The sequence below is a fragment of the Bacteroides luti genome (assembly GCF_900128905.1).
Taxonomy (GTDB): domain Bacteria; phylum Bacteroidota; class Bacteroidia; order Bacteroidales; family Bacteroidaceae; genus Bacteroides; species Bacteroides luti.
This window is the reverse complement of sequence record NZ_FQTV01000003.1, coordinates 12,040-28,826: the sequence shown is the minus strand read 5'-3', so window position 1 is coordinate 28,826 and position 16,787 is coordinate 12,040. Positions and strand designations below refer to the sequence as shown.

The following is a 16,787-nucleotide window of genomic DNA, read 5'->3' as shown; positions in this document are numbered from 1 at the left end:
TTATGACTTTAACATTCATAACCAATCTAATTATTCATCATCAAGTTCCTATAGCTGATGAATTCTATCAATTTCTTGGGAAGGATTATACATTTGTGGCAACGCAAGCTGTACCTGACTCTTTTCTAAAAAACGGATATCCTGATCTTTCAGATAAGCCCTATTTGCTAAAGGCTTACGAGTCTAAAGAAAATTATGAGAAGGCAATGGAGTTAGCAGAAAAGTCAGATGTTGTGGTATTGGGTATTTCTCCCTTTGAATTGATTGTAAAAAGATTAGAACAGAATAAACTGACTTTTATCTACTCTGAACGTTGGTTTAAAGATGGGTATTATCACTTGTTATCTCCAAGAGTGTGGAGAAATCTATATAATCATCATACCAAATACCGAAACAAAAATGTATATATGCTCTGCTCTAGTGCCTATACTGCCTTTGATGTATCTCTTGTGGGTGCTTATCCGGATAAATGTTTGAAATGGGCTTATTTTACAAAGATAGAAGAACTAGATATTGAGGCTTTGTTAAAGCTTAAAATCGATAAGGATATCCAGATGTTGTGGGTGGCTCGTTTTTTGAATTGGAAGCATCCCGAGATGCCTGTTAAACTTGCAAGAAGACTTAAAGATAAAGGGTATAAGTTTATTATAAGAATGGCTGGAAGTGGTGTTTTTTTTCAAAAGACAAAGAACCTTATTGAAAAGTTGAATGTTGGAGATTGTGTTTCATTGATTGGAAATATGCCCAATGATGAAATCTTAGCTCTAATGCAGAAATCTCATATTTTTATTTTTACAAGTGATAGGAATGAAGGATGGGGAGCAGTACTAAATGAAGCTATGAGTAATGGATGTGCAGTGGTTGCTTCTAATATGATTGGAGCTGCACCTTATCTAATAAAACAAGGGGAGAATGGATATATATTTAAATCGGGCGACGTAAAAGATCTTACCAATAAGGTGGAAGATTTGATTAATAATCCAATACGAAGAAATGATTTTTCGCGAAAGGCTTATCAGACATTAAAGGATGAGTGGTCGCCAACAAATGCTGCACGTAGTTTTTTAATGCTTTCAGATTCGTTGATCAAAGGAATTAGTGTTGTGATTACTGAAGGTCCTTGCAGTAAAGCTGAGGTAAATTGTTCTTTTAAAGTATAACTTAAAAAACACTTTAATGATAAAGCGACTTGGTTTCAAAGATGGCTTTTTTAGGCATGAGAAGCTTATTTTACTTATTCTAATGGTTTATTTAATAAATCCGTTGGGCTATGGAAATTATGTAGGTTTTTTATTGTTTCCTATTTTGATTAGCAATAAAGCTATAAAGGCTAATTTTGATAGAAATTCTTTGATTCTTCTAGCTTTTTCATGTTCTTATGTGTCTATTATTTATCAATATAAGGGTGCCTATACCATTGGATTTTCTAATATGATAGAGTCTCTGCTATTTCCTATTATGATGTATTCTCTTGGTAAATATTACCAGAAAAAATATGCAAAAGAGTACTCTTTTTATAAGATTGTTTTTACTGTTTTGTTTTTATTTTCTTTAATAGCTTTTATATCAATTGCCATTGATATTTATCATTCGGGATTTAATGGCAACAGAAATATTCCTTTGATTAATTACGATTCAAAAAAGAGTATGGCTGCTACACTAATCAGCTCTTCTGTCTCTCTTTTTTTGGCATTTTGTGGTACTCTTTTAATCCCGGCTCGTTTTTTTGAAAAAAAATATAAATGGATTTTTCTCATATTTTCTTTAATAGCATTGATTTTTACTATTAGATTAGGTAGTAGAACTGGCTTAGGAATATTTATGTTATCGTTTATATTGAATTATCTCATTTTTATTCGATATATATCTTTTAGGAATAAACTACTTAGTTCGTTTATACTACTGATCATATTCTTTTTTATATTAAAAATTCCATTTTTTGAGAATTCTGAAATCTTTAGCTCTTATGAATGGCGTGTGGAATCAGAAGAATTTGGAAACAGTACAGTGGGTGGAAGAACTCAGTTGTGGGCAAAAGGTGTAGAGAATCTTATTAATTATCCGATGGGAGCTGCACCTTATTTTAAAGAGCTCTCCTATTCACATAATTTCTGGCTCGATATAGGACGCGTAGCTGGTGTTATTCCAATGTTTTTTATGTTAATATTTTGTATCAGAATGTTATATGTATTATTAAAAACAATAAGAATACGATCTGTATCACTTTTTAAGAGATCTGTTCTTCTCTCTTTAAATATAGCTTTTTTATCTGTATCGAGTGTGGAACCTATTTTAGAAGGAAATTTTGCTTTTCTTTCTGTTTATTTTTTCCTTTCAGGTGTTATATATGTTATCTATAAGCAATCTTACAAACCACCATCAAAGTTGCAACGGATATTCCCTGAAGAACATAGTTTTAACTGACATTAAATTAAATATGAAAAAGATGGAAAAGGAACAATTAACAAACGTTTCTACGATGTTACCTCCTTTGGATGGGATGATCAAAAACATCGAAAAGAAATTAATTACGGTAACTTCCCCATTGATACCTCCACTAGAGGAATTTGTTACTTCTTTGGAGGATATATGGAATAGGAAGTGGCTAACCAATAATGGTGTATATCATCAACAACTTGAAAAAGCATTGTGTGAGTATTTGGGAGTTGATTATATTAGTTTGTTTTCAAACGGGACATTAGCTTTGATAACAGCCTTACAAACGTTAAGGATTACAGGAGAGGTAATTGTTACTCCATTTAGTTTTGTGGCAACAACCAATGCTATTTGGTGGAATGGAATAAAACCTGTATTTGTGGATGTGGATCCACTGACATTAAATCTGGATCCGGATAAAATTGAAGCTGCTATTACCCCTAATACAACAGCCATTGTACCTGTGCATGTATACGGCAATCCGGCTAATATAAAGAGAATTGAGGAAATTGCTGACATATACGGACTTAAAGTAATTAATGATGCTGCTCATGCTTTTGGGGTTGAACAGGACGGTCATTCTGTTCTGAATTATGGCGACTTGAGTATTTTAAGCTTTCATGCAACCAAAACTTATTCTACCATTGAAGGAGGAGCTATTATTTGTCACGACGAAAAGATGAAAAAACGGATTGACTATTTGAAGAATTTTGGATTTGCCAATGAAACAACTGTTGTGGCTCCGGGTATCAATGCTAAGATGGATGAAGTGAGGGCAGCTTATGGATTGTTGGGCTTGAAGTATGTGGATCAGGCCATAGAAAACAGACATAAAGTGGCTATTCGATACAGGGAGGTATTAAAGGATATTCCTGGTATATCATTTATGAATGATATGCAGGGAGTGAAACATAATTATTCTTATTTCCCAATTTTTGTGGATGAAGAAATATATGGTATGAGTAGGGATGCGCTTTATCAGAAAATGAAGGATGACAATGTGTTAGGAAGAAGATATTTTTATCCATTAATTAGTACATTCCCAACTTACAAGGGACTTGAATCTGCTAAACCTTCTAATTTGCCTGTTGCAACGAAAGCAGCAAATACTGTAATTTGTTTACCGATGCATCATGAACTGAGCGAAGATGATGTGGAACGTGTTTTGAATCTTATAAAAAAATAATGATGAAGATAGGAATAATGCAACCCTATTTCCTTCCATATTTAGGATATTTTCAACTAATAAAGGCGGTTGATAATTATGTTATTTATGACGATGTAAATTATATTATGCGTGGATGGATTAATCGGAATAATTTTTTAATCAATGGTAACGCGAAAATCTTCACAATTAGTCTCAAAGGCGCTAGTCCAAATAAGTTGATTAATGAGAGTGAAATAGATGATGATTTTGGGAAATTTTTAAGAATGATTTACTATAATTATTCAAAAGCTCCTTTTTTTAATAATGTATTTCAACTTATAGAAGGAATTGTGGAATATGAAGATAAATGCTTATCGCGGTTTATAACAAATTGCATAAAAGAGATTTGCAACTACGTGAATATAAGAACCAACTTACTGATTTCGTCCGAATTGCCTAAAGATATTTCTTTGAAAGGGAGTGATAAGGTTATTGATATTTGCAAACAATTGAAAGCTGATATCTGTATTAACCCCATTGGCGGTTTGCAAATGTATAGTAAAGGATATTTTGCTTTGCATGGCATTGATTTGTTTTTTCTGCAAACAAAAGAGACTCCTTACAAACAATTGAATAATAATTTTGTTTCGGGACTCTCTATTCTGGATGTGTTAATGTTTAATTCTGTAGAACAGGTTGAATGTATGCTAGATAGATATAATTTAATATAATATGAATCAAAATGAAAGTGGGAATAATGCAACCCTATTTTTTGCCTTATATTGGATATTTTCAACTAATAAAGGCGGTTGATCAATATATAGTTTGCGATGATCTTAATTATATAAATAACGGATGGATTAACCGGAACAATATTCTGATTGATGGAAAAAAAAGACTGTACACCATTCCGTTGAAAAAAGCAAGTCAGAATAAGTTGATTAACCAAATAGAAATAGTGGACGATTTTTCTAGATTGTTTAAAATTGTAAAGGTGAATTATGCAAAAGCGCCTTATTATAAAGAAGTTATTGGCATATTAGAAAAAATATTCTCCTATAACAATAGATGTTTATCAGATTTTGTACTTAATAGTATGAAGGAAGTGCTTTATTCTTTGAGAATAGAAACTCCAATTATTATCTCATCAACATTGAATAAAGATTGTTCATTGAAAGGGAAAAATAAGGTGATTAATATTTGCAAAGAAATGGGAGCAGAGGTTTATATCAATGCAATAGGAGGTCAAAAATTGTACAATAAAGCTGAATTTGCAGCTCAAGGGATAGAGCTAAGGTTTCTGGAAACTGAAATAATTCCCTATAAACAATTTGGAAAGGAGTTTATACCGATGCTCTCTATTTTAGATGTCATGATGTTTAATTCGATTAAAGAGATTGATAGAATGCTGAATAGATATAGATTTGTTTAGTGATATGAAAATTATTAGTAAGAATTGGCAAAAATATTGGTTATGAAATTAGGAATAATGCAACCTTATTTGTTCCCTTATATCGGCTATTTTCAGTTGATAAAGGTTGTAGATAAATATATAGTTTCGGATGATTTACATTACATTAAACATGGATGGATTAATAGAAACTATATATTGGTAAATAATGAAAAGAAAATGTTTACCATTAAATTAAAAAAAGCTAGTTCGAATAAATTGATCAATGAAATAGAAATTTTGGACGACTTTAAAGATTAGCTTAAAACAATCCAATTGAATTATTCAAAGGCGCCTTATTATAAAGAAATATATGATTTGTTAAAAAGAATAATTAATTATGACAATAGGGTCTTATCTGAATTTATTATTAATAGTTTGAGAGAAATTCTTCAATATCTACAAATAAAAACTCCGATATTGAAGGAGTCTCAATTGAATAAGAATCATAATTTGAAAGGACAGGATGAGGTTATAGAACTTTGTCATATAATGGGAGCTAATTGCTATATTAATGCTATAGGTGGACAAGAACTGTATAATAAAACCAACTTTAATGCGCACGGAATAGAACTGAATTTTATAAAAACAGAATTTGTTCCCTATAAACAATTTAAAAATGAATTTATTTCTTCTCTTTCCATATTGGATATTATAATGTTCAATTCTGTTGAGGAAGTTAACTACATGCTGGATCAATATCAATTAATATAAATATTATGAAGCTAGGAATAATGCAGCCTTATTTTTTGCCTTATATTGGATATTTTCAATTGATTAAGGCTGTTGATAAATACGTTATTTTTGACGATGTGAATTATATTATGCGTGGATGGATTAATAGGAATAACTTTCTTGTTAATGGAGAAAGAATACTTCTGACAATATCTTTGAATAAATCTAGCTCAAATAAGTTGATTAATCAGGTAGAAATAGTGGATAATTTTACAAACTTTATGAAGACGGTACGGCAAAATTATGGAAAGGCTCCTTATTTCAAAGATGTATATCCATTACTTGAAAGAATTGTACAATATGATGATAAATGTTTATCGAGGTTTAATGCTAATAGTATAAAAGAAATTTGTAATTATCTAGGTATTGATACAACATTGTTAATTTCCTCTGATTTGCCCAAGGATTGTTCTTTAAAAGGAATGGCAAAAGGTCTTGAAATATGTAGGCTTCTTAAAACTGATGTTTACATTAATGCAATTGGTGGACAGAAGCTTTACAAAAAAGAAGATTTCTCATTGTACAATATTGAGCTGTATTTTTTACAAACGGACAATATATCATATAAACAGTTTAACAAAACTTTCATCTCGAATCTTTCTATTTTGGATGTCTTAATGTTCAACTCGGTAAAAGATGCAAATACATTATTGGATAAGTATAAACTAATATAAAATTGAATAGCATGAATGCTGAGATTGTTCCCAAAGTAAGTGTTATATGTCTGGCATATAACCACGAGTCTTTTATCAGAAAATGTATGGATGGCTTTGTGATGCAGCAAGCAAACTTTTCTTTTGAAGTGTTGGTTCATGATGATGCATCGACAGATAATACAGCCAGCATTATTCGTGAATATGAAGTTAAATATCCGGATCTTATCAAACCAATTTATCAGACCGAAAACAAATATTCACAAAAAATAGATATTCCTAGGACCTATCAATATCCAAGAGCAAAAGGTGAGTATATTGCTATTTGTGAAGGTGATGATTACTGGATTGACCCATTGAAATTGCAAAAGCAGGTGGATTTTTTGGATGAAAATCCTGATTATGGACTGGTATGGACTGATGTGAACTGTTTGCACCAGGAATCGCAGAAATTGCAGGAAGGTTATTTTAAAAAAGATGTATTTGATTTTTGTAACAGCTTTAATGACTACTTGTTGTATGCACCTTTCAGGGCACCTTGTACCTGGGTCTTCAGAAAAAAATGTATTTGTGCTAAACACATGTCTTATGTTGCCGGAGATTTGCCTTTGATTCTTGATGTACTAGCTTGTTACAAAGTGAAGAAAATGGATGATGTCACAGCAGTATATAGGGTGCTGGATAAAAGTGCCAGTCATTTCTGTAATGTGGATAAATTTTATGCTTTTATGAAGGGTATTTATCGAATAAAAATAGATTATGCCTTGAAGTATAATGTAAGTGAAAAACTCGTTGAAACGATTAATTTGAAATATTGTAAAGATTCTTATTTGTATGCTGCGGCGGCAGGGGATATGGAACAGGTTATAACGGCTCGTAAAATGCTTCTGGGAAGAGATGACTTGACTAAAGAATTAAAACTGAGAATGTTACTGTCTAGATTTAGAACAGGACGATTATGTCTTAAAATCAGAGTTAAAATTTTTCTGATAAAAAAAAGACTGACTTCATAAAAATAATACCTTAAATGAAAATACTTTGGATTACTAATATATTATTTCCTGATCTGTGTAAAGAATTGGGAATGAAAGAACTTGTTACCGGAGGATGGATGTATTCCTTGGCAAAATTACTAATATGCGAATCTTCTGTGAAGTTGGCAGTAGCTACTGTTTACTCTGGCAAAATTTTAATGAGCAAGGAGATAAATGGCATTTCCTACTTCTTGTTGCCTTTACAAAGAGATAATAAAAGATATAGCAAGAATATGGAGAAATACTGGTTAGAGGTGCAGGATGAATTTCAACCAGATGCTGTTCATATACATGGCACTGAGTTTGCTCATGGATTGGCTTATATAAGGGCTTGTTCCCCAAAAAATGTGACAATTTCCATTCAGGGATTATTGAGTGTGTATGAACGGTATTACTATACAGGAATTACAAACGCTGAAATATTTAAAAATATATCGCTTAGGGATATACTGAAAATGGATACAATTTTTCAGCAAAGGGTGAAGATGCGAAAACGGGGTATGCTGGAGCATGAATACATTCAATCTGTAGATTATGTGATTGGAAGGACCAGCTGGGATATGGCACATGTTTTGACTATTAATCCTAAGGTGAACTACCTTTTTTGCAACGAAACACTAAGAGGAGAGTTTTATCAGCATACATGGTCTTTGAAGAGTTGCGAAAAGCATTCTGTTTTTGTAAGTCAAGCAGCTTATCCTATAAAAGGACTGCATCAGGTGTTGAAAGCTTTGCCTAGTGTGTTGAAGAAATATCCGGATACGAAATTATATATAGGAGGAAGTGATTGTATTCCGCATAATTTGAAAGAGAAGCTTCTGCAAACTGGGTATGACAAGTATATTCTGAGGTTGATGAAAAAGTTAAAAATCAGAGATAAGGTGATATATACAGGAATTCTAGGTGAGAAGGAGATGTGCAACAGATATCTTAAATCTCATCTTTTCGTTTGTCCTTCTTCCATAGAAAATAGTCCTAATTCAGTGGGTGAATCTCAGTTGTTAGGTGTGCCGTGTATCGCATCTTATGTGGGGGGTATTCCAGATATGATAGAAAGCGGGAAGACTGGCTTATTGTATAGGTTTGAAGAAACTGAAATGCTGTCAAAAGCGATTTGTGATATTTTTGGGAATGATGATCTTGCGGAATTACTTTCATTCAACGAACAGGCTGTTGCTGCAGGAAGGCATTCGGGAGAAGTGAATAGGAACACAATGATAGCTATTTATAAGGCTATTTGTTAATCTGAATGAAAATGGAAGTACTAATATACGATATTTACAGGGCTTTTATGAAAATAAGAATCGCCTACTATAAGATAGTGAACTTTTTTTTAGCTAAAGTTCATTTCGTGAAAGTTGGAAAGCATTGTAAGTTTGATGGTAGGACGATTTGGCGTAAACTTCCTGGTTCGAAAATTATAATAGGAGATAAATGTATTTTCAACTCGTCTCATGCATCGAATAGGATTGGGGTTTATACTCCATGCATGTTTTCTACACTTTCAACGGAGGGGGTTATTGAAGTGGGACGTAATTGTGGCTTTTCAGGTACTGTAGTGGCTGGGGCTGTTCATGTTAAGCTGGGAAATAATGTTAGATGTGGTGCAAATACATTGATTACCGATTCGGACTGGCATTGTGATGATTACCGAGCAGGTGTGAATGCCGGAGTGGTGATTGATGATAATGTGTGGCTGGGTTATGGAGTGAAAGTACTGAAAGGTGTGCATATTGGTGAAAATTCGCTGATTGGAGCAGGTAGTATCGTGACTAAGGATGTTCCGGCCAATGTAGTGGCGGCGGGTAATCCCTGTAAAGTGATTAAGATAATTGGTTGACCATGAAAAATAAAATTATCTTTTTGGAATGCACCAGACACTATAGTTATAGGTTTTCTGCATTTAATACGAAAACGGAGCTGTTGGCTAAAGGTTTGCAACTGCAAGGTGATGATATTTTTATTATTGACTCAATTATCGGAGAGATAGAATTGACAAAACCATTTTCTGATATTCGAAATGGACTAAGGTTTCAGTTGTTTCCAAGAAAGGGCTTTTTATTTTGGTGTATGGCTAAGAACTTTATCAGGCTGGCTAAACTGATGAAAAAGGAATATACCCCTGAAGCTAAGAATATAATCGTTTTAACTTGCCCTTTTTATCTGTTGTTTTTGCTTTATATATTGTTGGCAAGGATTTACAGATATAAAGTAGTTTCTATTATAGATGAATGTCATACCGCATTAGAAATTACAGGCTCTTTTGCAAATATGGTAAAAATTTCCCATTATCTGAATGATCGGACTTTTGGCTATTTCGTGGATGGAATACTTCCTATTTCTCATTTTTTGATGGATAAAATCAGTCATTTCCACAAACCCTTTTTCCTGTTGCCGATACTGGCAGATTATGACTTTGTTCCTAATATACAGCAACCGCAATCAGACTATTTTCTCTACTGTGGAGTTTGTGGATATTACAGGGTTATATCAACTATTATAAAGAGTTTTGCACACTTTGTTCAAAAAGGAGGACGACAGAATTTGATATTGATACTATCGGGCGATAAAAGATTAATTGAAAATGATATTAATGCTTGTAATTTATCTGAAAGAGTTACTATCATGCAAAATGTTACTTATTTAGAGCTACTGCAATTATATAGTAATTCATTAGCACTGCTAATTCCCCTATCTCCTAGTTCGTTGCAAGATAAGGCTAGATTTAGCCAGAAAATTGCAGAATATCTCTCTTCATCTAGACCTATTATAACAGTGAATGTAGGAGAAATTCCTTATTATTTCGAAGATAAAAGAAATGCTTTTGTACTGAATGAACTGACTGATAATTCCTTATGTGAAGCTATGCTCTTTGTTGCTGCTCATTTATCTCTTGCAGATGAGGTGGGTGCCAACGGATATAAAACAGGGAAAGAATCATTTAATTACCTTACTGTATGCGAAAAATTGCATAATTATCTTTCTATTATTTGATTAATAAAATGATGTTTTATGATTGCTAGTAGAGCTGATTTGAACTATTATTTGAAAGAAGATGCCAAACGAATAGGACGTAAAGTGGGACTTCTGAACTTATTATCAGGTAGTGAAACTTATCGCGTTTTCCGGTATTTTCATAATTTGAGATATTTGGAATACTACATGAATGTGACGACCCCGTGGTATCATATACTGTTTTACTATTGGCATCTGCTTATACATCGTCATTTTTCTGTAAAATTCGGCATGACAGTAGCTCCTAATGTGGCAGGCCCTGGATTTTTATTTGTCCATCCAGGTTTTTTGCGAATGGCTGGCCCTCCTATTCAAATAGGCAAAAACTGTACGGTACTTCCTAACGTGTTAATAGGAAAGCGACGACCAGATTTGGAAAACACGGAAGTGGTGATTGGAGACAACTGTTATATCTCAACAGGGGTAACAATATTAGGACCTGTACGCATTGGAAACAATGTAATTATAGCAGCTCACTCGGTTGTGACAAAAGATGTTCAGGATAATTGTCTTGTAGCAGGAATACCTGCAAAATTTATTAAATATATAGATAAGCCTTTGATCTAAAGTTATTATTATGAAAAACACACTGCTAATTGCACCAACAGTAGAAAGAGGAGGTATCTCGACCTGGGCAAATAAATATCTAAAATGTTTTGCTTCAACCGATTTTCGGCTAGTTTCTATTGATAGCACGGCGAAACACCGTGGGGAAGAGAGTGAAAAGTCTCAACTGAAGCGAATACGTGGAGGTCTACTTGACTTAAAAGGTTTGAGAAAAGAGGTAAAGGCTGTTATTAAAAATAGACGAATAGATATTATGCATACTACTACAAGCGGTTCTTTGGGTACTTTTCGGGACTATGTACTAGGTAAAATATGCAAGAAGAATGGATTGAAAACAATTATGCATTGCCATTATGGAAATATTCCAGAAGTGTTAAATTCAAAAGGATTATTCAAATATTTCCTTTTATATACGATGGGAATGTATGATGAGCTGTGGATTCTTGATTCAAAAACAGCAGGTGCACTAAAAATATATGATAAGCTTAAGGATAAAGTTTATATTATGCCCAATGGTATTGATGTGGCCGATTCTTTCGATAATAGATTGAAAAGTTTTAAAAAGATTGCATTTGTAGGAAGTCTGATTCCGTCCAAAGGCATTTTTGAATTAATTGAAGCGGTGCTGAAAATAAAAAGAGATGATGTTATTCTCTATATTATTGGAGCAGGGGATAAAGAAACGAATGAAGTGATAAAGTTGATGTGTAAGGAACAATTAGGTACAAAGGTACAGCTTTTAGGAAAAATGGCTAATAAGGATGCTGTGAATTTTATGAATAATATTGATATCTTGGCACTTCCTACCTATTATAAATTTGAAGCTTTTCCTATATCTATATTGGAGGCTATGAGTCGTGGAAAACTGGTGATAGCAACAAACAGAGCAGCAATTCCCAATATGCTTACTGCTTTGGACGGTTCAATGTGTGGTATATTGGTTGAAGAAAAAAGTGTTGATGCAATTAAAAATGCGATTGAATATTGCATTGATCATCCGGACGAGGGAAACAAAATGTGCGAGAAAGCTTTTCAGAAAGCTAAGGAATCATACAGTCTGGATGTTGTATATAAAATGAGTGAAGAGAGATATAGATCTTTATCAGGAAATTAGATTAAAAAAGATTATATGATACGTTATATCCTTTTATATATTATTTATCTGATAAGAAAAATCAAGGATTTAGGTAAGGTGCAATATCATGGCTTTACAGTTTGTTTTGCCTTCAAAAATTGTGAGGTTTCAATAGGTAAAGGAACAGATATTTCCAGCGCACCAATGAGTAACTTATTAGGACTTTATCAGAAAACAATTATTGTGGCCCGCTACGGAGGTAAAATTAGTATAGGAGAAAGATGTGGAATTTCAGGTTCTACTATCTATTCCACATCTAAAATAAATATTGGGAATTATACCAGGGTAGGTGCTAATTGTAAAATAATTGATAATGATTTTCATCCGATGGAATTGGATTACAGGCGAAAAGCATTAAATAAAGAATATGCTCGTAGAAAACCTATAAATATTGGTAATGATTGTTTTATAGGTATGAATAGTATTATTTTGAAGGGAACCACATTGGGAAATAATGTGATTGTTGGAGCTGGAAGTGTCGTTATAGGCGTGTTTCCTGATAATGTTGTTATAGCCGGTAATCCAGCCAAGATTGTTAAGTATTTGAATGAAATAGATCATCAAATTCCTGAATAGATGAAAAAAAAGAATGTATTAATCATAACAGGAGTGTTTCCGCCTGAACCGGTAGTTTCTGCCACTATAACAAATGATGTTGCAATTGAGCTATCCAAAAAGTATGTGGTTACAGTTCTTTGTCCCAGGCCAACGCGTCCTTTGGGCTTTAAATTTAATAATGAAGAACACATTTTAAATATGTCCTACAAACGTGTGGTAGTGAATTCTTATGTCTTTCCTGAATCAAAACTTCTGGGTCGTTTTAAGGAGAGTATTAGTTTGGGAAAACATGCCGTGCATTATATAGAAAAACATCACGATGAGATAGATATAATTTATAATGCACCTTGGCAACTATTTGGACGTTATATGATTAGCAAAGCCGCAATGAAATATAAAATACCTTATATTACCCCTGTTCAGGACTTGTATCCCGAGTCTTTACTGGCAAAAATTCCTGCGTGGAAATGGATTCAAAAGATAGTTGTTTCTATTTTATTACCGATTGATAAAGTTACGCTTTGTAATGCACAGATAGTACACACAATCTCTGATAAAATGAGAACTTATTTAGCCAAAACGCGTGGAATTGACAATAATCGTTTTGCTGTTATTCTTAATTGGCATAATGAAGAGCAATTTGTGAACTATCTGAATATACATCAATCAGAACATAATGAAGACGACCCTTTTACCTTTATGTATTTGGGAAATATAGGTTCTTTGGCAGGGATAGATGTTGTCATTGATGCATTTGCAAAGGCTGATATATCAGGTACACGCTTGGTGATTGCAGGAGCGGGTACAGAAAAAGAAAACTTGCGAAGACAAGCTATGCAATTCGCTGGTATTGATATACAGTTTTGGGATGTACCAAATGGCAAAGTACCCAATATTCAAGATAGAGCAGATGTTATGATACTTCCTGTAAAGAAAGGATTTTCTTTATCTTCCATTCCCAGTAAACTACCTGCTTACATGTTTTCGGCTAAGCCTGTTATTGCTTGTGTGGATGATAATAGTGATACAGCACTAGCAGTGATTGACAGTCGGTGTGGCTGGGTAGAAGAACCAGAAAATATCAATAAATTAAAAGAATGTATGCAAAAAGCAGCAACAACAGAAAAAAAAATATTGCAAGAAATGGGGGAGAATGGATTCAATTTTGCCATGACTCATTTCTCTCGTAGAAGTAATCTTCCTAAACTATGCAAAGTATATGAAGATATCCTTGACTCTTGATGTGAAAGAATTAAATATGTAATTGGCAATATAAATATAGGAGTGTCAGATATGAGAAAGAGATTAGAATATATTTTGAAACACAATCTGATTATTCAGCAGGTTTATAGGTTGATAATGAGTAATTTATTCAGATTAGTCGGTTTGTTTGTGAAAACTGATGAAAATCTGGTACTGATAAGCTCGTTTGCCGGACTTCGTTATAATGATAGCCCAAAGGTTATTTCTGAATATCTGACTAGTCATGATGAATATCAGCATCTGGATATTATATGGGCATTAGAGAAACCAGATGAGATTGAAATTCCTGGATGTAAAAAGGTGAAAATTGATTCTCTCAGCTATTTTCTTACTGCTTTGAAGGCTAAATACTGGATTACGAATGTAAATATAGAACGTGGCTTACACTTTAAAAAGAAGAGCACTAAATTTTTAAATACATGGCATGGCATTTCCTTTAATAAGTGTGGAAATGCAGTTAATGGGCGTAAAGATTTTGATTGCTCTAATGTTGATCTGTTTTTATATCAATGCCAATATGAAAAAGATATATTTATTCGTGACTTTAATGCTTTGGAAGAAAAACTTGCATTAACAGGATTACCTCGTAATGATGAACTGTATCATGTAACTGATTCAGAAGTTGCTTCTTTAAAGAATAAACTAAATATACCACATGACAAAAAGGTTATTTTGTATGCGCCAACTTGGCGTGATAGTACTGATGCTGGAAAGTCTTACGAGTTTAATTCTCCGATGGACCTTAAATATTGGGAGGAAAAATTGGGTGATGAGTATGTTCTTCTTTACCGGATACATCATTTTGTTACAAAACTTCTTGGAGTTCAATTTAATGATTTTGTTCGTGATGTCTCTACTTATTCAACGATTAATGATCTGATGATTGTATCGGATATACTAGTGTCTGACTATTCAGCAACATTAGCTGATTTTTCTATTTTGGAAAGACCTATTATCTGTTTTGGATATGATTATGAAGAATATGCTGCAAATCGTGGATTCTATGTGGATATGAATATTGTGATGCCAAGTGGCGTTCTTCACACTCAGGAAGAGGTTGTTAACTATATAAAAAATATGGATTATAGAACCGAATGTGAGAAAACTGTTAAAGTGAAAAATTACTTTCTTGAAGAAGGTGGAAATGCTACAGAAAAAAGTGTAAATCTATTCTTTAATGGGGCTTAACTTTCTTTAAAAATCATTTTAATTATTACGATGTCAGTAAAGGTGTTGTTAATGTTGTTATTTTTATAATAGAAAAGCATTTTGGTGAACTTTTTTTAATTAGATATTTGTCTTAGGTTTTTTTTCTTTACCTTTGCTGATATGAATAAAAAATGTTTAGCAATACTTTTTACTGTATTATTGTTTTCTTTCTCTGTTAAAGGGCAGATAGATAAAGACTTGACTTACACTATTGAAAGTGGAGTAACTGCAGCATCAGGTGAACATTCACCGCTTTGGATAAACGCCAATAAACAGGGCCTTTCTTCTATTTCAAAAGAAAATGGTTACCTGTCTGCGGGAATCTTTCGTCCGCTTGAGGATAATAAGAAAGTGGCTTACGGCTATGGACTAGAGTTGGCCGGAGCCTATAACTTTACTTCCAGCTTTATTGTGCAGCAGGCTTATGTTGATTTTAAGTATAATAAAATACGAGCTTCTATTGGTAGCAAGGAACGATATGGGGAGTTTACAAATTCTGAACTTTCCAGTGGCGGACTTACTGTTGCCGGAAATGCACGTCCTGTTCCTCAGGTGCGTGTGGAATTGCCCGATTATCTAGCTATTCCCGGTACCGGAGAATGGCTATCTTTCCGTGGGCATGTTGCTTACGGTCGTTTTACCGATGATAATTGGCAGAAGGATTTTACCACTCCAACGGGAAAGCGTACCACGGATGTGCTTTACCATTCCAAAGCTATTTATGTAAAGGTGGGAAAGGAACATCTTTCTCCCTGGAAGTTTGAATTTGGATTGCAGATGGAGGCTGAGTTTGGCGGAACTCAATATAGTAACGGCAAAACATTTAAGATGCCTTCCAAATTGAAAGATTACTTTAAAGCTCTAGTTCCTATGTCGGGAGGTGAAGATACACCTGTGTCTGATCAGGCAAATATCGAAGGTAATCAGTTGGGCAGTTGGCATTTTTCTCTGAATTATAAACTTAAGGAATGGAACCTACGTGCTTACTATGAACATTACTTCGAGGATCACTCTATGTTGGTGATGGAGTATCCGTGGAAAGATAGAATGCTTGGGTTTGAGATTACTCCGCCAAAGAATCCTGTTGTGAGCGGTGTTGTATATGAATATATCGGAAGTAAAGATCAAAGCGGTCCGGTTTACTGGGATCATAATAATGTAATCAACGAACAGATCAGTGCTCGTGATAACTATTACAACCATAGCTTTTATACCGGCTGGCAGCATTGGGGACAGGCTATAGGTAATCCGCTGTTTACTTCACCAATCTACAACAGTGACGGACGGATCGCATTTACTAATAACCGTATTATTGCACATCATCTGGGAATCTCCGGTAAACCCACGGATGAGTTTCAGTATAGAGTTCTTCTCTCGCACAGTGATAACTGGGGAACATATGGTGCCCCCTTTAAAGAGGTTAAACAGAATACCTCTGCATTGGTGGAACTGACCTATGCTCCCGCAAAAATGAAAGGCTGGAGCTTTACAGCTTCGGGCGCTACGGACCGTGGTTCGCTGTTGGGTGACAACACCGGAGGAATGATCACTATTCGTAAAACAGGTTTGCTGACCAAATAAAACG

The 16,787-nt window shown here is 33.9% G+C and carries 16 protein-coding genes and 1 pseudogene; all 17 read left to right on the top strand.

Going from position 1 to position 16,787, the window contains the following annotated elements; translation table 11 throughout:
* The first annotated feature begins 2 nt into the window (after window positions 1-2).
* The 17 genes and pseudogenes from BUC21_RS03515 (at window position 3) to BUC21_RS03435 (ending at window position 16,783) form a co-directional block, all read left to right on the top strand.
* Entirely contained in the window at window positions 3-1,160 is a 1,158-nt protein-coding gene (locus BUC21_RS03515) for a glycosyltransferase (protein WP_073399258.1), read from the top strand.
* Between the two features lie 16 nt (window positions 1,161-1,176).
* On the top strand, window positions 1,177-2,424 hold the full coding sequence (locus BUC21_RS03510; protein ID WP_073399256.1) for an O-antigen ligase family protein: 1,248 nt from the start codon (window positions 1,177-1,179) through the stop codon (window positions 2,422-2,424).
* Between the two features lie 88 nt (window positions 2,425-2,512).
* Window positions 2,513-3,622: a DegT/DnrJ/EryC1/StrS family aminotransferase gene (locus BUC21_RS03505; RefSeq protein ID WP_073399614.1), complete on the top strand. Its 1,110-nt coding sequence runs from the start codon at window positions 2,513-2,515 to the stop codon at window positions 3,620-3,622.
* Complete coding sequence (locus tag BUC21_RS03500) at window positions 3,622-4,314, top strand: WbqC family protein (protein ID WP_317043338.1); 693 nt, start codon at window positions 3,622-3,624, stop codon at window positions 4,312-4,314. Before BUC21_RS03505 ends, BUC21_RS03500 begins: the two co-directional genes overlap by 1 nt.
* Window positions 4,315-4,325: 11 nt before the next feature.
* Window positions 4,326-5,015: a WbqC family protein gene (locus BUC21_RS03495; RefSeq protein WP_073399254.1), complete on the top strand. Its 690-nt coding sequence runs from the start codon at window positions 4,326-4,328 to the stop codon at window positions 5,013-5,015.
* A 42-nt stretch (window positions 5,016-5,057) separates the two neighbouring features.
* Window positions 5,058-5,747, top strand: a pseudogene (locus BUC21_RS03490) (WbqC family protein).
* Between the two features lie 5 nt (window positions 5,748-5,752).
* Complete coding sequence (locus tag BUC21_RS03485) at window positions 5,753-6,442, top strand: WbqC family protein (protein ID WP_073399252.1); 690 nt, start codon at window positions 5,753-5,755, stop codon at window positions 6,440-6,442.
* 11 nt (window positions 6,443-6,453) lie between these two features.
* Window positions 6,454-7,434, top strand: a complete 981-nt coding sequence (locus tag BUC21_RS03480) for a glycosyltransferase family 2 protein (protein WP_073399249.1) — start codon at window positions 6,454-6,456, stop codon at window positions 7,432-7,434.
* Window positions 7,435-7,448: 14 nt separating this feature from the next.
* Window positions 7,449-8,699, top strand: coding sequence for a glycosyltransferase family 4 protein (locus BUC21_RS03475; RefSeq protein ID WP_073399247.1), 1,251 nt, complete (start codon window positions 7,449-7,451; stop codon window positions 8,697-8,699).
* A 47-nt stretch (window positions 8,700-8,746) separates the two neighbouring features.
* Window positions 8,747-9,295, top strand: coding sequence for an acyltransferase (locus BUC21_RS03470; RefSeq protein ID WP_073399610.1), 549 nt, complete (start codon window positions 8,747-8,749; stop codon window positions 9,293-9,295).
* A 2-nt stretch (window positions 9,296-9,297) separates the two neighbouring features.
* Window positions 9,298-10,449 (top strand): glycosyltransferase, encoded by a 1,152-nt coding sequence (locus BUC21_RS03465; protein WP_073399245.1) that lies wholly within the window; start codon window positions 9,298-9,300, stop codon window positions 10,447-10,449.
* An 18-nt stretch (window positions 10,450-10,467) separates the two neighbouring features.
* Complete coding sequence (locus tag BUC21_RS03460; protein ID WP_073399243.1) at window positions 10,468-11,037, top strand: LbetaH domain-containing protein; 570 nt, start codon at window positions 10,468-10,470, stop codon at window positions 11,035-11,037.
* A 10-nt stretch (window positions 11,038-11,047) separates the two neighbouring features.
* Window positions 11,048-12,151, top strand: a complete 1,104-nt coding sequence (locus BUC21_RS03455; protein WP_073399241.1) for a glycosyltransferase family 4 protein — start codon at window positions 11,048-11,050, stop codon at window positions 12,149-12,151.
* Between the two features lie 15 nt (window positions 12,152-12,166).
* Entirely contained in the window at window positions 12,167-12,748 is a 582-nt protein-coding gene (locus BUC21_RS03450; protein ID WP_073399239.1) for an acyltransferase, read from the top strand.
* Entirely contained in the window at window positions 12,749-13,972 is a 1,224-nt protein-coding gene (locus BUC21_RS03445; protein ID WP_073399237.1) for a glycosyltransferase family 4 protein, read from the top strand.
* Between the two features lie 51 nt (window positions 13,973-14,023).
* Window positions 14,024-15,181 (top strand): CDP-glycerol glycerophosphotransferase family protein, encoded by a 1,158-nt coding sequence (locus BUC21_RS03440; protein ID WP_073399235.1) that lies wholly within the window; start codon window positions 14,024-14,026, stop codon window positions 15,179-15,181.
* Between the two features lie 141 nt (window positions 15,182-15,322).
* Complete coding sequence (locus BUC21_RS03435; RefSeq protein WP_073399233.1) at window positions 15,323-16,783, top strand: capsule assembly Wzi family protein; 1,461 nt, start codon at window positions 15,323-15,325, stop codon at window positions 16,781-16,783.
* Window positions 16,784-16,787: the final 4 nt, after the last annotated feature.